The following is a 19,555-nucleotide window of genomic DNA, read 5'->3' as shown; positions in this document are numbered from 1 at the left end:
CCACCGTCGTACGAACGAACGCCCCCGGCCGCGCGGCCGGGGGCGTTCGTCGTGTCCGGGCCTCAGGCGGCCGCGACCACCTGCTCGGCGACCGAGAGCACCACCCGCTCGTACTGCTCGACCTGCTTCGGCTCGGCACCGGGCGCGAGCAGCCTGATCGTCAGCAGGCGGTCGCCGGCGAGCGTCGCGAGGTTGACGTAGACCGGGCTGCCCGCTCCTCTCACGAGCAGTGCGGGGCTGCCGCCGACCGTCACGTCCTCGATCTCCTCCTGGCCCGAGATCTGGAGGGCGGCTCCCTCCTGGTCGAGGTCGCCGTGCTCGGTCACGAGCTCGACCTCCACCACCGTGGGCTCGTCCTTCTGGAACAGCGAGCAGCCCTCGTCGCCGCCGATCTCGCCGACACCCGACGGCTCCTCGAGGGGCACGTCGTTGTCCGCTCCGGCGACCTGGACGTCGATCGCCTCGCAGGCATAGCCGTCGCCACCCGCGGCGCCACCGGACGTGGGCTCCTCCGTGGGCTCCTCCGTGGGCTCCGCTGACGAGGTGCCGCTCGGGCTGCTCGTCGCACTCCCCGGGTCGGTGGGCGCCGGCTCGTCGTCGCCGCCGCACCCCGATGCCACCAGCACCAGGGCCACGGCCGCGAACGCCGTCGTCACCCGTCTCAGGTCAGTCACGCTGCTCCTTCGTGTCGAGTCGGGCGAGGGTCTCGCCGGTCTCTCGTGTCGTCCGCACGATCGCGGCCTGGATGATCTCGAAGCCACGGTATTCGTCGTGCGGTCGCTGCCAGAACCGGTCCCAGGTCGTCGCCCGCCGCTCGACCCGCTCGTACACCCGCCGGAAGTGGTCGGGCGCGTCCTGCGCCCCGGTGATCTGCTCGAGTGCCGCGACGATGTCGGCGTCGAGGGGCTGCGCCCCCTCCTCCTCGAGGATGCGATCGACCAGGTCGTCGACCTCGTGCAGGCGCTCGAGCAGGGCCGACGTCGTGGCGTCCGCGCCGAGGTCACCGAGGACCTGCTCGATCGGGTCCTGCGGAGCGGCGCTCGAGGCGTCGTAGAACTCCATCAGCGACCACCCACCCGCTCGGCGACCTTCGGGACGCGCACGTCGTCCTCGGGCACCGCCACCTGCGGCGGCGCCATCGGGGGGTGCCACTCGGGCGGCAGGACCGACGGGCCGAACATGCCGGGCTGGCCCGCGGGCGGGTCGTCGGGCACGCAGTCCTCGTCGTAGTGGACGCTGGGATCCGTCTTGCCGGCCTCGTTCACGCCCTCGTCGACGGCCGCCTCGAGGTCGTCGAAGGCCTCGCCCTCGGGGTCCCCGAAGTCGGTCTTGAGGTCCTTGAGCGACTTCTCGACGTCGGTCACGTCCTTGGGCAGGTCGCTGAGGCTCATCTTGCCGCGCGCGTGCGGCAGCTTCTCGATGATGGTGACGACCTGCTTGACGGTGTTGATCCGGTCTGCCTGCTCCTTGGCCCACTCCTCCACGTCGTCGGCGAGCCCGAAGGCCACCTTGATGAGCTTCGTGACGGTCTTGACGTCGTCGACGAGGTCGGTGAAGAACGCCGTGCCCTTCTCGGCGATCTCCTTGATCGTCACGAAGATCCCGACGGCCGCGTTGATGCGCTTGAGCAGGAACTTCATCAGCTTGAAGAGCTTCTGGGCGAGCACCCGGATGATCTTCTCCACCTTGATGGCGATCTTCTCGCTCATCTCCGCCAGCTCGTCGAAGACCTTGGCCAGTCCTGACACCACGGCCGAGATCGCGGTCATCACGGTGCCGTAGAGACCGATGTGGGCCGTCAGCGTCAGACCCGCCTGGCCCTTCATGGCCGCCGAGGCGTTGATGGCGAGGAGTCCGAAGTTGTAGGCGTAGTCCTTCAACGCCTTGGACAGGTTGCGGCACGCCGAGGCGTTCTGCTGGATCGCGTAGTAGTCACCCGACAGCGGGAAGACGATGAAGTCCTCCAGGCTCTTGTCGGGAAGCTCGTCGAAGATGTCGATCTTGTGGTCGCGGCACCACTTGATGCACTCGTTGATCTTGTCGCGCGCGTCGTCCCAGCCGGTCACGACCGACTGGAACGGCTGGTCGTGGTCCTTGGGGAACTGCTGCTCGCCCGGAGGCGGTGCGGTGAGGACGTCCGTGGGGTCCTTGAGGTTCTTCAGCCGCACCTCGATGCCGGCGCCCTCGCCCCCGGCCTGTCCGGGCTCGCCGGTGAGCCTGTCGATGTCGAACTTGATGCTGTCGTCGGTCGCGTAGACGTCCTTGGCCGTGGTGACCACCGCCTCGCGCAGCCCGTCGTAGCGCGTCTCGAACGTGCTCTTCACCGTGGTGAAGTGGCCACGCATCGTGCCCATCGCATCGGCGAGCTTCTTGAGTGCGAAGGGCTCGAAGTCGAAGCCCGCCGCGTTGCACACGTGCGTGCCGACGTACGTGTCGATGCTGTCCACCTGGTCGCGGATCGCGACCATGTCCTCGAGCAGCATGTCGAGACTGCCCCACTGGATCTGCAGAGTCTGGCCCATCGTTATCCCCCCGGTTCGGTGCTGACGCCACCCGTCTACCCCGTTGCCCGCGCCGTACACCTGGCTGCCGGACGTGCCCTTGCGAGGTGCCGCGAGGTCATCGCGGCTTTACAGCGGGCTCTCAGCGCATCCACAGGGTCCCGGCGCACAGTGGAGCCATGACCGAGCGACCCACTTCCCAGTACGGCGGCCCGCAGACCCCGCGCCCCGCCGGTGACAACCCGTTCCAGCAGGCCACGGCGGGACCAGGAAGCACTGACAGCGTGCACCCCGCCACCGGCGCGGCCACGCCGCCGGGACAGTACCCCGTGACCGCACCCCCGCCCCAGCGGCGCCCGAGCGGTCGCGCCGGGCTCGCCGCCGCTGTCCTCGCCACCTCGCTGCTCGTCGGCGGAGGCGCCGGCTTCGGTGGCGCGGCGCTGTGGCACGCCACCCAGGACGAGCCCGCCAGCGCGTCGCAGTCGGCCCCCGCGTCGCCCGCCTCGGAGGCGGACACCCCCGCCCCCGAGGGGTCGGTGGAGTCGGTGGCGCAGAAGGTGCTGCCCAGCGTCGTGAAGATCGACGTCGCCACCGCCCAGGGCGGCGGCTCGGGCTCGGGCATCGTCCTCACCGCCGACGGCACCATCCTGACCAACAACCACGTCGTCGAGGGCGCCGAGGAGGGCGGCCTCCGGGTGTCGTTCGACGACGGCACCACAGCGGACGCGACGGTCCTCGGCACCGACCCGCTGACCGACACCGCGGTGATCAAGGCGGAGGGCGTCTCCGGCCTCACACCCGCGACGATCGGCAAGTCGGCCAACCTCGGCGTCGGTGAGAGCGTCGTCGCGATCGGCTCGCCGTTCGGCCTCGACGCGACCGTCACCAGCGGCATCGTCAGCGCGCTCGACCGTCCCGTCAACGTCGGCTCGGACGACCAGGGCAACTCCACCACCTACCCCGCGATCCAGACCGACGCGGCCATCAACCCCGGCAACTCCGGCGGCCCGCTGGTCGACATGACCGGAGCCGTCGTGGGCATCAACTCCTCCATCCGCTCGGCCGCCTCCCCGTCCCCCTACGGGCAGAGCGAGGCCGGCTCGATCGGTCTCGGCTTCGCGATCCCGATCGACGAGGTCATGCCGATCGTCGACCAGATGGCCGCCGGCGAGACCCCGACCCACGCGCGCCTCGGCCTGCGGGTCACCGACGCCGAGGACGGTGCGCAGATCGCCGGAGTCTCCGACGGCTCGACCGCTGCCGACGCGGGCATCCGTGCCGGCGACGTGATCACCTCGATCGACGACCACCGGATCACCGGCGCCGACTCGCTCGTCGCGACCATCCGGTCCTACCGGCCCGGCGACAAGGTGGAGATCACCTGGACCCGCGACGGCCAGACCAAGCAGGCGACGGTCACCCTGGACTCCGACGCCACCCAGGGCTGACCCCCTCCCATTCCCTCCCCCTCCCCTTCCTTTCCCCGCACTCCCGCCCCCACCCAGTGGGGGCGGGAGTTGTGCGCGTGGAACATCGACCCGTGACCACCGGGCGGACATGATGGGGCCACCCGTCACCCCCGAGGAGTCACATGCAGCTCGAGCTCACCCCCGCCGACGCGGAGTTCCGGACCCGGATGCGGGAGGTCTTCACCACCAAGGTGCCGCAGGAGATCCGCGACGCCGTGCTGGAGGGGCGCCACCTGGCCCGCGAGGACTTCGTGGCGGCCCAGCGCACCCTCAACGCCGAAGGGCTCGCCGTGCCGCACTGGCCGGTCGAGTGGGGTGGGCAGGACTGGACCGACCTCCAGCGCCACCTGTGGCACGAGGAGCTCCAGCGCGCCGGGGTGCCGCCGCCGCTCGCCTTCAACACCTCGATGATCGGGCCGGTCATCGCCCACTTCGGCACGCAGGAGCAGAAGGAGCGCTTCCTGCCCGCGACCGCCAACCTCGACATCTGGTGGTCGCAGGGCTTCTCCGAGCCCGACGCCGGCTCCGACCTCGCCAGCCTGCGCACCACGGCCGTGCGCGACGGCGACGACTGGGTCGTCAACGGCCAGAAGACGTGGACCACCCTGGGCCAGTACGGCGACTGGATCTTCACCCTCGTGCGCACCGACCCCGAGGTCAAGAAGCAGGCGGGCATCTCGATGCTCCTCATCGACATGACCACCCCGGGCGTGGAGGTGCGCCCGATCGAGCTGATCGACGGTGGCCACGAGGTCAACGAGGTGTGGTTCACCGACGTCCGCGTGCCCGGCGACCTGCTGGTCGGCGAGCTCAACGGCGGCTGGACCATCGCCAAGTTCCTCCTCGGCAACGAGCGCGTCGGCGTCGCCCCCGTCGGCACCGTCAAGCGGGTGCTCGCCGGGCTGAAGACCACGGCCGCGGACCGGATGGGCGACCCGCTCGTCCGCGCCCGGGTCGCCGAGCTCGAGACCGAGCTGCTCGCCCTCGAGCTCACCGCGCTCCGCGTCGTGGCCCACTCCTCGCACGGCGCCCCGCACCCGGCCTCGTCCGTCCTCAAGCTCAAGGGCACCGAGCTGCAGCAGGCGGTGAGCGAGCTCGCCCTCGACCTCGCCGGCCCGGCGTCGCTCGCCGCCCGGGCGGGCGACGACTCGCCGCAGGAGGGCTGGGCCCGGCGCACGGCGCCGGCCTACCTCAACCTCCGCAAGGCCTCGATCTACGGCGGATCCAACGAGATCCAGCGCCAGATCATCAGCCGCACCATCCTGGGACTCTGAGGAGACGACGTGGACTTCACCTACGACGACGAGCAGCAGGCGCTGCGCGAGGCCGTCCGCGGCCTCCTGGCCACGACGTACGCCGACCACGACCGACGGCGCCGCACGGTGGCCGAGGAGCCCGGCTTCGACCGCGGGCTGTGGGGACGGCTGGCCGAGATGGGCATCCTCGGGCTGCCCTTCAGCGAGACCGACGGCGGCGTCGGTGCCGGCCCCGTCGAGATCGGCATCGTGTGCCAGGAGCTGGGCCGGGTCCTCGCGCCCGAGCCCTACCTGTCCGCCGTGGTGCACGCGGGCGGCCTGGTCGCCGCGCTCGGCACCGCGGACCAGAAGGCCGACCTGCTCGGCCGGCTGAGCGCCGGCGAGCTCCTGCTGGCCGCCGCCGACACGTCCCCGGGCGATCGCTGGACCTCGCGCGCCGACGGCGTGCGCGCCTCGGCCACCGACGACGGCTGGACCCTCGACGGCGTGGCCGACCCCGTGATGGGCGGCGAGTCGGCCGACCTCCTCGTCGTGACCGCCGCGCTGCCCGCCGGCGGCACCGGGGCCTTCCTCGTGGAGCCGTCCGCGGCGACGGTCTCCGGCTACGCCGCCGCCGACCTCACCCGGGCGGCCACCGTCCGGCTCGACGCCAGCGCCGCGACGCCGCTTGGCGAGCCCGGCCGTGACGTCACGGCGAGCGTCGCGACCCTCAGCGACCTCACCCGGATCATGGGGGCCAACCAGGCGCTCGGCGTCATGCAGAGCCAGGTGCGCGCGACCACCGGCTACCTCAAGAGCCGCAAGCAGTTCGGCGTCACGCTCAACACCTTCCAGGCGCTCACCTTCCGCGCCGCCGACATGTACGTCTCGCTGGAGCTCGCGCACAGCGCGGTCGACTGGGCGACGATGACCATCGCTGGCGGTGACCGCGAGGCGGTGGCCGACGCCGCCGACCGCGTCGGGCTCCAGGTCTCCCGCGCCGCGCGCCACATCGGGCAGGAGGCGATCCAGCTCCACGGCGGCATCGCCATGACCGCGGAGTACGCCGTCGGGGTGGGCACCGCACACCTGACGGTGCTCGAGCAGTGGCTCGGCAACGCCGGGCACCACCTCTCCCGGCTCTCCGAGCGGGTCACCGACCACGACCGCGTCGAGGCGCTGTCGTGAGGCGGGTCGGCTGACGTGGACCTCTCCCTCACCGAGGAGCAGCAGGCGTTCCGCGCCCTCGCGCGCGACTTCCTCGAGCGCGAGGCGGTCCCGCACCGGATGCAGTGGGACCGCGACGAGTCGGTCGACCTCGCGATCGTGCCGCGGATGGCCGAGCTCGGCTTCTTCGGCCTCACCATCCCCGAGGAGTACGGCGGGGTCGGCGGCGACTACGTCACCTACTCCCTCGCCATGGAGGAGCTCGGCCGGGCCGACTCCGCGCTGCGCGGCATCGTCTCGGTCAGCAGCGGCCTGGTCGGCAAGTCGATCCTGTTCCACGGCACCGAGGAGCAGAAGCAGGAGTGGCTGCCGCGCCTCGCCTCAGCCACCGCGCTGGGGTGCTTCGGGCTGACCGAGCCGGGCACCGGCTCCGACGCCGGCAACCTGACCTCGCGGGCCGTGCGCGACGGCTCCGACTGGGTGCTCGACGGTCAGAAGCTCTTCATCACCAACGGCACCTGGGCCGACGTCGCCCTCGTCTTCGCGCGCACCAGCGACGACGGCCCGCGGGGCGTGACGGCGTTCCTCGTCCCGACCGACTCCCCCGGCTTCACCGCACGCGAGGTGACGGGCAAGCTCGGGCTGCGCGGGCAGGCGACCGCCGAGCTGTTCCTCGACGGCGTGCGCGTGCCCGACTCCGCCCGTCTCGGCGAGGTCGGGCAGGGCTTCAGGATCGCGATGGGCACCCTCGACAAGGGCCGGCTCGCCGTCGCGTCCGGGTGCGTCGGCATCGTCCAGGGCTGCCTGGAGGCCTCGGTGGCCTACGCGACGCAGCGCACCCAGTTCGGCAAGCCGATCGCGTCGTTCCAGCTCGTGCAGGACCTGATCGCCGGCATCTCCCTCGACGCCGACGCCGCGCGACTGCTGGCCTGGCGGTGCGCCGACCTCATCGACCGCGGCGAGCCCTACGGCGTCGCCGCCTCCAAGGCCAAGCTCTTCGCCTCCGAGGCGGCCGTCCGCGCCGCCAACGACGCGATCCAGGTGCACGGCGGCGCGGGATACGTCGACGACTTCCCGGTCGCGAAGTACCTCCGCGACGCGCGGGTGATGACCCTCTACGAGGGCACCTCGCAGATCCAGAAGCTCCTGATCGGGCGGGCGGAGACGGGCATCAGCGCGTTCTAGGTGGCACGGTCCCGGCCGGTCAGGACCGCGCCGTCAGCGCCAGCCACAGCAGCATCTTGTCGCGCGGGTCGGTGAGGTCGCGTCCGGTCAGTCGCTCGATCTGCTTGATCCGGTACATGACGGTGTTGCGGTGGCAGTAGAGCTCCTCGGCGGCGTGCGTGGGTGAGCCGTCGTGGGCGAGGAGCGAGCGCAGCGTCTCGAGCAGCGTGTCGACCTGCGGGTGGTCGAGCAGGGCGCCGAACGCCTCGACGATCAGCAGCGGCGTCACGCACGAGTCGCCCGCGAGGAGCACCTCCGGCAGCCGGTCGCTGACGCCGACGACCCCACCCCCGGCCGGTACGGTGCGCGCCGAGCGCATCGCCAGGCGGAACGCGGTGCCGAAGCCGTGGACGCCGTTGCTCGACGCGACGGCGATCCGCCCCTCGCCGGCGGGCTCGATGATCCGGACGAGGCCGGGCTCGTCCGGCAGCCGGCCCGACAGCAGCCCGTAGGCCGCGCCCGAGCGCACGTGCCAGTGGGCGGTGATGCCGTGGCGCTGCAGCTGGTCGTCGAGCCGGCCGACCGGGTCGCCGTCGCCCTGGTCCGCGATGACCACCACGCAGGCGACCGCGTCGTGGGCGTCGAGCCCCAGCGCGGCGCGGGCGGTCTCGGCGAAGGTGGGGTCGCCTCCGCGACCGTCGGCCAGCCCGTCCATCACCGTCTGCTGGCGCTGCTGGTCGCGGCGGTGCACGCGGTCGCGCTCGCGGTGGTAGGCCTCGATCAGGACCGCGCTCTGCACGTCGAGGTTGGACCAGACCGCCCGCGCCGCCACGAGGAGGTCGGTGTCGGGCACGTCGGCCGCACCCGAGCGTCCGGCGGCCTCGGCGAGCGCCTCCCAGAGCACCCGCGCCCCCATCGTGTAGGCGTTGAGGACCAGCTCGAGCGGGACGCCCTGGCGAGCCCGGCGCCGTCCCGTCTCGCGCCACAGCTCGACGGCCGAGGCCTTGGCCGAGTCGATCCCCGACAGCACCTGCAGGCCGCGCCGGATGTGCTCGCGGCAGGACTGCCGGATGTCGTCGGGCAGGTGCGCGTTCATCTCGGCGTAGGTGTCGATGTCACGGGCCAGCAGCCGCGCCGAGATCACGTCGGCCACCTCGTCGGAGCGGTGCAGGATCGAGCGCCAGGCGCGCTCGACCCGCTCGGAGGCCGCAGCCGGCTCGTCGCTCACCCGTGTGTCCACGGCCCCACCGTGGCACCCGGCGCACACAGATCGCCACCGCTGGGGCCGAATTGGCCTCCGGTTCTGTGCTGCCCGCCCAATGTGCTCGCAGCCCGATCTGGTGACAGTGGTCTACGTCATGTCCCGGACCGGGAAGGGTCGAGCCACACGTGGACGAGCTCCAGCTGAACGACGTCACCGTCACCTTCGGCGGGCTCACCGCGCTCCGCGACGTCAGCCTCGCGGTCGGGGCGCGCGAGGTGCACGGCGTGATCGGACCCAACGGAGCCGGCAAGACGACGCTGTTCAACGTGGCGTGCGGATTCGTGCAACCCGACAGCGGCGAGGTGGTCCGGCGCGGCGAGCGGATCGACCGGCTGCGCCCCCGCGACCTCCCGGGGCTCGGGATGGCCCGCACCCTGCAGGGGCTCGGCCTCTTCGACCGGATGACGGTGCTGGACAACGTCATGGTCGGGGCCGACCACCACGCCCGCTCCGGCTTCCTCGGCTCGCTGCTCGCGCTTCCGAGGGCCGGTCGCGACGAACGGGCGCTGCGCGAGCGCTCCCGCGCGACGCTCGACGACCTCGGTGTCGCGGCGTACGCCGATCGCTACCCGCCGAGCCTGCCCTACCCCGTCCGCAAGCGTGTCGCCCTCGCCCGCGCGCTCGTCGCCGCCCCCGAGGTGCTGCTCCTCGACGAGCCGGCGAGCGGGTTGTCGGCGGCCGAGATGGACGAGCTCGGCGAGCTGGTGACCACGCTCGCGGGGACGACCTCCGTGCTGCTCGTCGAGCACCACATGGACCTGGTGATGCAGGTCTGCACCCGCATCACGGTGCTGGACTTCGGCCGGGTCATCGCCCAGGGGACGCCCGAGCAGGTGCGCGAGGACCCGGCCGTCCTCGCGGCCTACCTCGGGGAGGAGGTCGGCTGATGCTCGCCATCACCTCCCTCTGCGCCGGCTACGGCCCGATCACGGCGCTCGACGACGTCACGTTCACGGCCCGCGAGGGAGAGATCACCGCGGTGCTCGGCGCCAACGGCGCCGGCAAGACCACGCTCCTGCGCACCGTGTCCGGGCTGCACCGCGCCCGCTCCGGCACGGTGGAGCTCGCCGGCCGCCCGCTCGACCGGCTGCCGGCCGAGCGGATGCCCGGGCTGGGCATGGCCCACGTGCCCGAGGGCCGCGGCGTCATCACCGAGCTGACCGTCGAGGAGAACCTGCGCCTCGGCGGGCTCGGGCGCGGTGGCAAGGTCAGCCGCGGCGACCTGGACCGCGTCTACGACCTGTTCCCCGTCCTCGGCGATCGTCGCACCGCGCTGTCCACGACCCTGTCCGGGGGCGAGCGGCAGATGCTGGTCGTCGGGCGGGCGCTGATGGCGCGGCCCACGATGCTGCTGCTCGACGAGCCGTCGCTGGGCCTGGCGCCCCGCATCGTGGCGCAGCTCTTCGGCCTGGTCCGCGACCTGGTCCGCGCCGAGGGCCTCAGCGTCCTGCTCGTGGAGCAGAACGCGCGCAGCGCCCTGTCCGTCGCCGACCGCGGGGTCGTGCTCAGCCTCGGCCACGTGGTCGCCGACGCTCCGGCCGACCAGCTCGCCGGCGACGAGAAGCTCCGCCACGCCTACCTCGGATTCTGACCAGGAGACCCTGTGCTGCAGCTCGTCAACACCGCACTGACCGGCCTGACGCTGGGCATGGTCTACGCGGCCTTCGCCCTGGCGCTCGTGCTGATCTGGCGCTCCACCCGCGTCGTCAACTTCGCCCAGGCGCCGATGGCGATGGTGACCACCTTCGTGGCCCTCGTGGTCATCGACGCGGGCCACAGCTACTGGCTGGGGTTCGCGGCTGCGCTGCTGTCGGGCCTGGTCCTGGGCGCGGTGCTCGAGCGGGTGGTGATCCGCCCGGCGGAGGGGGGACCCGAGATCAACGCGGTCATCCTGACCCTCGGCCTGTTCATCGTGCTGCACGCCCTGGCGGCCGTCGTCTTCGGCAACCGCTACCGGTCGTTCCCGGCGCCGTTCGGGCTGCGGGGATTCGAGGTCGGCGGGACGACCATCGCGCTCAACGGGTTCGGCGTCTTCACGATCGTCTCGGTCGGGGTCGTCCTGGTCGCGCTCGTCGCCCTCTTCCGGTTCACCGACGTCGGACTGCGGATGCGCGCCGCCGCCCTCGACCAGGAGGTGGCGCGGCTGCTCGGGGTCCGGGTCGGGCACATGCTCACCCTCGGCTGGGCCCTCGCGGCGGTGGTCGGCTCGCTCGCCGGCCTCCTGATCGCCGGCGGCAGCCTGGTCCACCCCGCCTACATGGACTCGGTCGTGGTGTTCGGCTTCGTCGCGGCCGTCCTGGGCGGGCTCGACAGTGCGCTCGGGGCGGTGGTCGGCGGGCTGGTGCTGGGCGTGTCGCTCAGCTTCGTCAGCGGCTACGTCGGCTCGCAGCTCGTGCCCCTGGCGGCGCTGGCGATCCTCATGCTGGTGCTGACGCTGCGACCCGGCGGCCTGTTCGCCCAGGCCCCGGAGCGTCGGGTCTGATGCGCGCCCGGGCTGCGGCGATCTGGGGCTCCACCCTCGGCCGCCACCTCGTGCTCACGCTGGCTGCGCTCGTGGTGCTGGTGGTGGTCCTCGAGAGCGTCTCTGACTACCGCAACACCCAGCTCGCGGCCATGGCCTACCTCGGCATCGCGGCCGGCGGGCTGACGGTGCTGACCGGCACCAACGGACAGCTCTCGCTGGGGCACGGAGCGCTGATGGCGGTCGGCGCCTACACCGCCGCCCTGCTGCTGCCCGAGCGCGACTCGGGGATGCCGCTGAGCGTCGTCGTCGTGGCCGCCGTGCTGACCACGCTGGCCGTCGGCACCGTGGTCGGGCTGGCCGCCGCGCGCCTGCACGGGCCCTACCTCGCCGGGGCCACCCTGGCGCTCGCGGTCGCCGTCCCGGGCATCGCGCTCTACTTCAAGCAGACCCTCGGCGGCGAGCAGGGCCTGCGCGTGGTGATGCCCGAGATCCCGGTGTGGGTGCTCGACGTCGCGTTCTTCGTCACCGGTCAGGAGCTCACCCGCTCGCGCTTCACGGCGTACGTCGGGTGGCTGACGCTGATCGTGGTCTACCTGCTCCTGGCCAATCTCGGCGCCGGGCGCACCGGGCGCCGGTGGCGGGCCGTGCGCGACGCGGAGGTCGCCGCCGAGCTGGCCGGCATCGACCTCGGGCGTGCGCGGGTCTCGGCGTTCATGGTCAGTGCGGCCGCGGCGGGGGCCGCCGGCGCCATCGTGGCCTTCACCGTCAAGCTCGCCGCCCCGAGCGCGTTCACCCTGACCCTGAGCCTCACCCTGCTCGCGGCGATCGTGCTGGGCGGCCTCGGCAGCCTGACCGGGGCGCTGCTCGGGGCCGGGCTCCTCACCTTCCTGCCCGGCATCGTCACCGACCTCGGCCGCGGCGCCGGGCTCGACGACATCCGCGCGGCCGAGCTGGCCCCACTGGTCTACGGGCTGGTCACGGTGGCGGTCATCCTCCTCGCCCCCGCCGGGATCGTCGGCTCCCTCCGCGGCGCCCTCGCGCGTCGACGCAGCACCCATCGCACCACCTCATCGAAGGGAACATCAGCATGAGCAGACACTTCCGGGTCGCAGGACCCCTGGCCGTCGCGCTGGCGACCTCGCTCGTCCTCGGGGCGTGCGGCGCCGGCGGGCGCGACGACTCCGACGACGGGGACGGGGGCGGTGGCGGGGCCGCCGCCGACCCCGGCGTCACCGACGACACGGTCACGATCGGCGCGACCTTCCCCCTGACCGGCGTGGCGGCGCCGGGCTATGCGGAGATCCCCACCGGCGCGAAGGCCTACTTCGACTACGTCAACGAGGCCGGCGGCGTGCACGGCAGGACCATCGAGTACATCGTCAAGGACGACGGCTACAACCCCACCAACACCAGCACCGTGACCAACGAGCTGGTCCTGCAGGACGAGGTCTTCGCCACGGTCGGCTCCCTGGGCACCCCGACGCAGGCCTCGGTCGCCGACTACCTCAACGACGAGGGCGTGCCGCAGCTGATGGTGTCCTCCGGCTCGCTCCAGTGGGGCGACGACGTCGAGGCACGCCCGATGACCTTCGGCTGGCAGCCCGACTACGAGTCCGAGGGCAAGGTCATCGGCCAGTGGGTCGCCGACAACATGCCCGACGCGCGGGTCGGGCTGTTCCTCCAGGACGACGACCTCGGCGAGGACGCGGAGAAGGGCGTGCGGCGCTACATCGACGACCAGATCGTCGCGGTCGAGCGCTACACCACCGGCAACACCGACGTCGCCCCCCAGATCACCGGCCTGCAGGCCGAGGACGTCGACCTGGTGCTCGCCTTCAACACGCCCTCCTACACGGCGCTGAGCCAGCTGGTCGCGCTCAAGACCGGGTTCACCCCGAAGTGGTTCTACGCCAACATCGGCTCCGACCCGGCCCTCGTCGGCTCGCTGCTCGAGCGGTTCTCCGAGGGCGCCGTCACGGGCGACTCCGGCGCCCTCGACGGGGTGATGACGACCGAGTACATCCCCGGGGTCGACAGCGCCGACGACCCCTGGGTGCAGCTGTGGCAGGAGGTCTGGGACGAGCACGGGGGCAAGGGCGAGCTCACCAACTACCGCATCTACGGCATGTCCCAGGCCTACGCGTTCGTCCAGGCCCTCGACGCGGCGGGCGAGGACCTGACCCGCGACGGACTGGTGGCGGCGATCGAGGAGGGCGGCTCCGAGTGGGAGGGCCCGCAGCTCGCGCCGTTCCGCTACGGCGCCGACAGCCACATGGGCATCGCCGGCATGCGCCTGGTCGAGCTGAAGGCCGGCGTGGGCGAGCCGGTCACCGACGTCCTGGTGACCGACATCGGCGACGCCGAGATCACGACCGACGACTCGGGCCAGGCCGACGACAGCCCGCCGGAGGGCGGAGTGCCGACGAGCTGAGCGGCAGCCGGCGCGTCGGTCCCTAGGCCGGGTCCGACGCGGCGGCCCACCCGCCCAGCCACGCCTCGAGCGTCGCGTCGCCCGTCCACGGCCGCAGCGACGTGGCGAGCGGGGGTCCCGGCGGGGCCAGGTCGGGCCGCCCCCACCGGCCGGCCCGGCGCAGCAGCCGGAGGTCGCGCAGCTCGACGCACCCATCCGCGACCGTGCGCGACCCGGTGCTCCCGTCGAGGCCGTCGATCAGGGCCGGCCAGGCCGCCGCGTCCCCGTGGAGGCCGCGGCGCACCTCGAGGTGCAGCCGGGCCGTGGCCGGCAGGTCGTCCTCGGCAGCCACGACCCTCGGGTCGTCGCCCACGAGGGCTCGGTGCGCGGCGCCGACGCGGACGACGGCACGCGGGAGCGCCGCCAGCAGCGAGTCGACGGTGACGAGCAGCTCGGTGGCGCCGAGGCCGGGCGCGCAGGTCACGACGAGGTCGGCCGGGCCGCGCAGCAGGCCGCGCCACGTCGTGCCGACGGCCGACGTCCGGTCGGCCACGGCCGCTGTCTGGGCGAGGTGGGCGTCGGGGTCGCGCGGACGGGCGGCGGCGTCGGGGCCGTCGTGCCACGCCACCGCGTCGGCCCGGTGGGCCAGCAGCCCGCCCGCGGTCCACGATCGGTGGGCGAACTCCCAGTCCTCGCCTCCGTAGGTGCGGAACGTCTCGTCGAAGCCGCCCACCTCGTCCCACCACCACCGGCTGCAGGCCAGGACGGCGCTGATCACGAAGCGGTGGCTGCTCGCGTCGGCGTCGAGCAGGTCGCGCGTCGAGGCGTACGCCCGGCGCAGCCACGCCGGCTCCGGCAGCTCGCGGGGCGGACCCGCCGCCTCGACGGGCTCGTCGGGCGCGACGCCGGACAGGTCGGCGTGCCGCCGACGCCCCACGACCAGCGCCTCCGGCAGCGCCTCGGGGAGGGCCACCATCCGCTCGACGAAGCCCGGCTCGGGCGTGGTGTCGGCGTCGAGCAGCACCAGCACGTCGCCGGTCGTGGCCGCGACGCCGAGGTTGCGCGCGGCGGCGGCCCGGAAGCCGTCGTCCCGCTGGCGCACCAGGCGCACCCCGGGCGGGACGACGGGAGCCTGCCTTGACCCGTCGTCGGCCACCACCACCTCGTCGGGCGGCCGGGACTGCCGGCCCAGAGCCGCGAGCGTGCGCGCGAGCGCCTGCTCCTGCTCGAAGTGGGTGACCACGACCGACACCCGACGCCGCGGCGCCCCGGCCGGCGCGAGGTCCCAGCGGTTGCCCGGCACGCTGGTGCCGAAGGGCGGCGCGGTCATCGGACCGAGGCCCACCACGCCCGGTAGGCAGCGACGGTGTCCGCGAGGTGCGGGCCGAGGTCGAGGCCGGGTGCGGTCCACGTCGAGGTCGGGTGGCGGAGGGCGGCGTCGAGGCACGGCACGAGGGTCGAGTCGTCGAACAGGGTGATCGTGCCCGGGCGGAGCGCGGCCATCTCGCGGGCGTAGGCCCCGTCGCGGACCAGGGGCCGCCGGCCCGCGGCGATCCAGGAGTTGAGGCTCGCCGAGGCCGACACGTTGCGGTGCGCCGTCACCCCGACCGCCACCGCACGCAGGGCGTCGACCAGCTCGTCGTCCGGCACCCGCCCGGCGACCTCGACCGGGACGCCGCGGGCACGGCTCGTGCGCACCAGCACCTCGAGCTCGTCGGCGTGGCCCGGCGCCGCGTCGCCCAGCACCCGCACCGAGGCCGGTGTGCCGGCTCGGCGCAGCGCCGCCACGGCCCGCACCACCTGGCGGTGGCCCTTGCCGGGGTAGACGAAGCCGAAGACGCCGACCACCGGCTCCGGCACGACCGTCGGGCCCTCCCCCGCGCCGCGGGCCGCGGCGCGCACCGGCAGCGGGATGACGGTGCCGCGGGCGCCGGCGGCGCTCCAGCGGTCGACGAGCGCGTGCTCGTGCCACGAGTTGGTCGCCCACGCGCGGCTGGCCCGCACGATCTGCCCGTAGGCCGCCGCGCGGGCCGCGAAGACCGGCCCGTCGGTGGGCTGCGGGACGTCGTGGAGCGTCACCGTCAGGCTCACCTGCTGCGCGAGCCGGCGCACCGCGGCGGCCGCGCGGGCCGGCTCGGGACCGAAGAGCCGGTCGGTCAGGTGCAGGTGCACCGCCGAGCCCGGAGCGAGGTCGCTGACGTCGCGCACCACCCGCGCCCGCGCGGCGGCGGCCACCTCGCCGGCGTACGCCGTGACGCCGTGCGCGTCGGGGCCGAGCAGCAGGTGGTCGGGCACCACGACGTCCGTGACGCGGACGCCGGCGGTGGGACTCAGCACGCGCCTCATCCTGCGTGACCCGGGACAGACCTTGCCTCCCCCCTAGGCGTGAGCGGCAGACCGTGGGGAGACGGTCGCGCGCGTCAGTCGCACTCGGTGGTGCACCCCGTCCACCCCAGCACCGGCGGGCTCCACCTGCGGCCACTGGGCGCGGTGTCGCTCCTGCCGTCCTTGGCCAGCCGTACGGCGGTCCGCCACGCGCCCCGCGGCCCGTCGCCGGGCGGGCTCGGCGTCCGCAGGCACCGCCACAGGTCGAGCCTGACCTTGAGGAAGCGGTCGGACGAGAAGGCGCCGCCCACGGGCAGGTCGCTGTACGCGGAACCGCAGGGCACCCGCCGCCCGGCGCCGGTCCAGCCACCGCCGATCCGAAAGGCCTGCCGGGCGTGCAGCAGGCGGGGCCATCTGCGGTCCTTCCGCAGCCGCACGGTGAGTCGGCCCTCGGGCGCGGCGTCGCCGTCGATGTCGAACCACACCGTGAGGTGGTGGCCGTCCCGGAACCGGTGCGGCACGGTGATCCACATCCACTGAGCGGTGAAGCTGCCCGAGCTCGCTACGAGGCGGACCTGCGAGATGTCCACCGAGGGCGGTGAGGTGCGGCCGTCCGTGACGGTGACCGACTCGGGCAGCGGCGCCGGGGCGGGCGCGGGGCTCGCACCCGCGGGCAGCGCGGTGACCCCGAGCAGCACGCCCAGGGCGGGGACGAGTCGCAGGCGGAGCGAGCGGCGGCGAGCCGGCATCGTTCGACGCTAGCACCGCCCGGGGCGCGGGGGCACCCCTCCTCAGCGGGGGCCAGTCCGCACCACGCGGCGCACGTCGTCGAGGTCGAGGTCGTAGGGCCCGACCCGGGTGAGCACCCACGACGCGCCGCGGTCCAGCCACGGGGCGGGGTCCTGGTCGGTCCGGAGGTCGACGACGAGGTCGAAGCCCGGCGCCGGGTCGTGCGCCGCCAGGTCGCCGGCGACGGTGTCGAGGTCGCCCGGGTCGTCGAGGCCGATGACGAAGAAGCCGTCGTACGACGCCGCCCGCCGCAGCGGGGCCCGGTTGCCGAAGCGACCGGCCAGCCAGATCGGCACCCGCGGCGCCGGCACGAACCGGGCCTGGCGCGCGCTGTAGTGCTCCCCCACGTGGTCGACGGGCTCCCCCGCGAGCAGACCGGTCAGCACGCCGAGGCCCTCGTCGAGCATCCGGCCGCGCACCCCCGGGTCGGGCTCGTCGCCGAAGGCGCTGAACTCCCCCACCCAGTCGTCCCCCAGTCCGAGGCCGAGGACGAGGCGCTCGCCCGACAGCACCGACAGGCTGGCCGCCTGGCGCGCCAGCACCTGCGGACGACGGCGGGGCAGCGGCGTCACCATGGGCCCGAGCAGCAGTCGCTCGGTGCGCAGGGCGATCGCGGCGCAGCACGTCCACGGGTCGGCGATCGCGGCCACCCGGTCTCCGTACTGCAGGTGGTCCCAGACGAAGAACCCGTCCCAGCCCGCCTCCTCGGCGTCGGCGGCGAGGTCGCCGACCACCCGCGGGTCGGCCAGGCCGTCGAAGGGCGCGACGAAGAGCCCGCGACGCGTGGTCATGCGGTCAGGGAAGCACGGGACGTCAGGCGCCGGGCCCCTCGGAGCCCTCAGCGTCCTCGGCGTCCTCGGGGGAGTCCGGGGTGGGATCCTCCTCCGCGTCCTCCTCGGGCTCGAAGGTGTTGGGCTCGTCGGTCATGCCGATCTCGGCACCGACGGGCTCCTCGCCCTCGGGCCGCCCGGTTGCTGCGTCGCTGGAATCGCTCATGCGTGGGCCTCCTTGCCGTTCGGTCTCCTGTCGACTTCTGGTACCCGCTGCAGGCGCGAGCGATGCGTCACCGCGAGCGGGCCACGCGACCCTCGTCCCACACGGGTCCGTCCGACTCGTAGACCTCGCCGTCGGCGCCGTAGACCAGGAAGCGGTCGAAGCCGCGGGCGAACCAGCGGTCGTGGGTCACGGCCAGCACCGTGCCGTCGAACGCCTCGAGCCCGGCCTCGAGGGCCTCGGCCGACTGGACGTCGAGGTTGTCGGTGGGCTCGTCGAGCAGCAGCAGGGTGGCGCCCGAGAGCTCGAGGAGCAGGATCTGGAAGCGCGCCTGCTGCCCGCCGCTGAGCGACTCGAACCGCTGCTCGCCGGCGTGGGCGAGCTCGTAGCGGTCGAGCACCCGGCTCGCGGCCTCGCGGCCCATCCCGTCGCGGTGGTCGTCGCCGCGGTGCAGGATCTCCAGCAGCGTGCGCCCGACCAGCTCGGGGTGCTCGTGGGTCTGCACGAACCAGCCCGGCCGCACCCGCGCGCCGAGCTTGGCGCTGCCGGTGTGCTCGACCGGCGCGGGAGGCACGCCGACCGGCTGGTGCTCGACGTCGGGATCGCTGCCGCCGGCGGCGAGGAGGCGCAGGAAGTGGGACTTGCCGGACCCGTTGGAGCCCAGCACGGCCACCCGCTCGCCGTACCAGACCTCGAGGTCGAAGGGCCTCATCAGGCCGGTCAGCTCGAGGCCCGTGCACACCACCGCGCGCTTGCCCGTGCGCCCGCCCTTGAGGCGCATCTTGACCTGCTGCTCGCGCGGCTGCTCGGTCGGCGGCCCGGCGTCCTCGAACTTCTTGAGCCGGGTCTGGGCCGCCTGGTAGCGGCTGGCCATGTCGGAGTTGTAGGCCGCCTTCTGCTTGTACATCAGCATCTGCGCGCGCAGCTTGGCGTACTCCTCGTCCCAGCGGCGCCGAAGCTCCTCGAAGCGCTCGAAGCGCTCCTCGCGGGCCTGGTGGTAGGTCGCGAACCCGCCCGGGTGGGTCCACACCAGGTTGCCGGCGCTGCCGAGCTCGACGGTGACGATCCGCGTCGCGGTGTTGGCGAGCAGCTCGCGGTCGTGGCTGATGAACAGGATGGTCTTCGGCGACTCGCGGATCCGCTCCTCGAGCCAGATCTTGCCGGGCACGTCGAGGTAGTTGTCGGGCTCGTCGAGCAGCAGCACCTGGTCGGGCCCCTGCAGGAGGTACTCCAGCACGAGCCGCTTCTGCTCGCCGCCCGACAGCGTCGTGAGGGCGCGATACTTGGCGCGGTCGTAGGGCATCCCCATCGCTGCGGTCGTGACCTTGTCCCAGACCACCTCGAGGTCGTAGCCGCCGACGTCGCCGTAGTGGCCCAGCGCCTCGGCGTACGCCATCTGCACCGGCTCGCTGTCGTCGTCCATCAGCCGGAGCTCCTGGGCCGCGACCTCCTGCGACCACCGGCGTACGTCTGCCGGGGCCACCGAGAGCAGCAGGTCGGCGACGGTCTCGTCGGCACCCCCGTGACCGACGAACTGGCGCATCACCCCCAGCCCGCCCGACCGCGTGACGACACCCGCGTGCGGCTTGAGGTCGCCGGTGACGATGCGCAGCAGGGTCGTCTTGCCGGCGCCGTTGGCACCCACCAGCGCGACCTTCTGCCCGTCGCCGACGCGGAAGCTGACGTCGTCGAGCAGCACCCGCCCGTCCGGCAGCTCGTAGCGCACCCCGGCGACATCCACGTGACCCACGGGAGGATTCTCGCAAGCGACCTG

Annotated in this window: 19 protein-coding genes; 9 read left to right on the top strand and 10 right to left on the bottom strand. The window is 73.4% G+C overall.

Features of this window, described 5'->3' with window-relative positions; translation table 11 throughout:
- Positions 1–62 precede the first annotated feature (62 nt).
- The 3 genes from JX575_RS04110 to JX575_RS04100 are packed head-to-tail and all read right to left on the bottom strand — an operon-like array spanning position 63 to position 2,522.
- On the bottom strand, positions 63–674 hold the full coding sequence (locus JX575_RS04110) for a hypothetical protein (protein ID WP_186342410.1): 612 nt from the start codon (positions 672–674) through the stop codon (positions 63–65).
- Complete coding sequence (locus JX575_RS04105) at positions 667–1,062, bottom strand: hypothetical protein (protein ID WP_186342411.1); 396 nt, start codon at positions 1,060–1,062, stop codon at positions 667–669. Before JX575_RS04105 ends, JX575_RS04110 begins: the two co-directional genes overlap by 8 nt.
- Positions 1,062–2,522, bottom strand: a complete 1,461-nt coding sequence (locus tag JX575_RS04100) for a hypothetical protein (RefSeq protein WP_186342412.1) — start codon at positions 2,520–2,522, stop codon at positions 1,062–1,064. Before JX575_RS04100 ends, JX575_RS04105 begins: the two co-directional genes overlap by 1 nt.
- Positions 2,523–2,680: 158 nt before the next feature.
- Here JX575_RS04100 and JX575_RS04095 point away from each other — a divergent pair, with 158 nt between their 5' ends.
- The 4 genes from JX575_RS04095 to JX575_RS04080 all read left to right on the top strand — a co-directional run bounded on the left by JX575_RS04095 (position 2,681) and on the right by JX575_RS04080 (position 7,557).
- Entirely contained in the window at positions 2,681–3,949 is a 1,269-nt protein-coding gene (locus JX575_RS04095; protein WP_186342413.1) for a trypsin-like peptidase domain-containing protein, read from the top strand.
- 143 nt (positions 3,950–4,092) lie between these two features.
- Positions 4,093–5,244: an acyl-CoA dehydrogenase family protein gene (locus JX575_RS04090; protein WP_186342414.1), complete on the top strand. Its 1,152-nt coding sequence runs from the start codon at positions 4,093–4,095 to the stop codon at positions 5,242–5,244.
- Positions 5,245–5,253: 9 nt separating this feature from the next.
- Positions 5,254–6,393 (top strand): acyl-CoA dehydrogenase, encoded by a 1,140-nt coding sequence (locus tag JX575_RS04085; RefSeq protein WP_186342415.1) that lies wholly within the window; start codon positions 5,254–5,256, stop codon positions 6,391–6,393.
- A gap of 15 nt (positions 6,394–6,408) precedes the next feature.
- Positions 6,409–7,557, top strand: coding sequence for an acyl-CoA dehydrogenase family protein (locus JX575_RS04080; protein ID WP_186342416.1), 1,149 nt, complete (start codon positions 6,409–6,411; stop codon positions 7,555–7,557).
- Between the two features lie 19 nt (positions 7,558–7,576).
- Here the strand turns inward: JX575_RS04080 and JX575_RS04075 are convergent, their stop codons facing one another.
- Positions 7,577–8,776, bottom strand: a complete 1,200-nt coding sequence (locus JX575_RS04075) for a helix-turn-helix domain-containing protein (protein WP_186342417.1) — start codon at positions 8,774–8,776, stop codon at positions 7,577–7,579.
- Positions 8,777–8,925: 149 nt separating this feature from the next.
- On the opposite strand from JX575_RS04075, the gene JX575_RS04070 reads away from it, so the two are divergent.
- The 5 genes from JX575_RS04070 to JX575_RS04050 are packed head-to-tail and all read left to right on the top strand — an operon-like array spanning position 8,926 to position 13,695.
- On the top strand, positions 8,926–9,687 hold the full coding sequence (locus JX575_RS04070; protein ID WP_186342418.1) for an ABC transporter ATP-binding protein: 762 nt from the start codon (positions 8,926–8,928) through the stop codon (positions 9,685–9,687).
- Entirely contained in the window at positions 9,687–10,391 is a 705-nt protein-coding gene (locus tag JX575_RS04065; RefSeq protein WP_186342419.1) for an ABC transporter ATP-binding protein, read from the top strand. The genes JX575_RS04070 and JX575_RS04065 overlap by 1 nt, the downstream gene beginning before the upstream one ends.
- 12 nt (positions 10,392–10,403) lie before the next feature.
- Positions 10,404–11,282 (top strand): branched-chain amino acid ABC transporter permease, encoded by an 879-nt coding sequence (locus tag JX575_RS04060; protein ID WP_186342420.1) that lies wholly within the window; start codon positions 10,404–10,406, stop codon positions 11,280–11,282.
- Positions 11,282–12,355 (top strand): branched-chain amino acid ABC transporter permease, encoded by a 1,074-nt coding sequence (locus JX575_RS04055; RefSeq protein WP_186342421.1) that lies wholly within the window; start codon positions 11,282–11,284, stop codon positions 12,353–12,355. Before JX575_RS04060 ends, JX575_RS04055 begins: the two co-directional genes overlap by 1 nt.
- The gene (locus JX575_RS04050) at positions 12,352–13,695 is read left to right on the top strand and encodes an ABC transporter substrate-binding protein (protein WP_186342422.1); all 1,344 of its coding nucleotides are present in this window, start codon (positions 12,352–12,354) and stop codon (positions 13,693–13,695) included. The genes JX575_RS04055 and JX575_RS04050 overlap by 4 nt, the downstream gene beginning before the upstream one ends.
- A 22-nt stretch (positions 13,696–13,717) precedes the next feature.
- Here JX575_RS04050 and JX575_RS04045 read toward each other — a convergent pair whose 3' ends face one another.
- The 6 genes from JX575_RS04045 to JX575_RS04020 form a co-directional block, all read right to left on the bottom strand.
- Positions 13,718–15,004, bottom strand: a complete 1,287-nt coding sequence (locus JX575_RS04045; protein WP_186342423.1) for a glycosyltransferase — start codon at positions 15,002–15,004, stop codon at positions 13,718–13,720.
- Positions 15,001–16,011 (bottom strand): glycosyltransferase, encoded by a 1,011-nt coding sequence (locus tag JX575_RS04040; protein ID WP_186342424.1) that lies wholly within the window; start codon positions 16,009–16,011, stop codon positions 15,001–15,003. The genes JX575_RS04045 and JX575_RS04040 overlap by 4 nt, the downstream gene beginning before the upstream one ends.
- Before the next feature lie 83 nt (positions 16,012–16,094).
- Positions 16,095–16,748: a hypothetical protein gene (locus tag JX575_RS04035; protein ID WP_186342425.1), complete on the bottom strand. Its 654-nt coding sequence runs from the start codon at positions 16,746–16,748 to the stop codon at positions 16,095–16,097.
- Between the two features lie 42 nt (positions 16,749–16,790).
- Complete coding sequence (locus JX575_RS04030) at positions 16,791–17,579, bottom strand: LLM class flavin-dependent oxidoreductase (protein ID WP_186342426.1); 789 nt, start codon at positions 17,577–17,579, stop codon at positions 16,791–16,793.
- Positions 17,580–17,601: 22 nt separating this feature from the next.
- Positions 17,602–17,784: a hypothetical protein gene (locus JX575_RS04025; protein ID WP_186342427.1), complete on the bottom strand. Its 183-nt coding sequence runs from the start codon at positions 17,782–17,784 to the stop codon at positions 17,602–17,604.
- Between the two features lie 67 nt (positions 17,785–17,851).
- Positions 17,852–19,531 carry an ATP-binding cassette domain-containing protein gene (locus tag JX575_RS04020; protein WP_186342428.1) on the bottom strand — a complete coding sequence of 560 codons (1,680 nt, stop codon included), beginning with the start codon at positions 19,529–19,531 and terminating at the stop codon, positions 17,852–17,854.
- Between the last annotated feature and the right edge of the window lie 24 nt (positions 19,532–19,555).

Origin of the sequence: Nocardioides sp. zg-1228 (assembly GCF_017086465.1) — a bacterium.
Lineage (GTDB): Bacteria > Actinomycetota > Actinomycetes > Propionibacteriales > Nocardioidaceae > Nocardioides.
The sequence above is the reverse complement of the archived record's forward strand: the minus strand, read 5'-3'. Positions and strand labels throughout refer to the sequence as shown.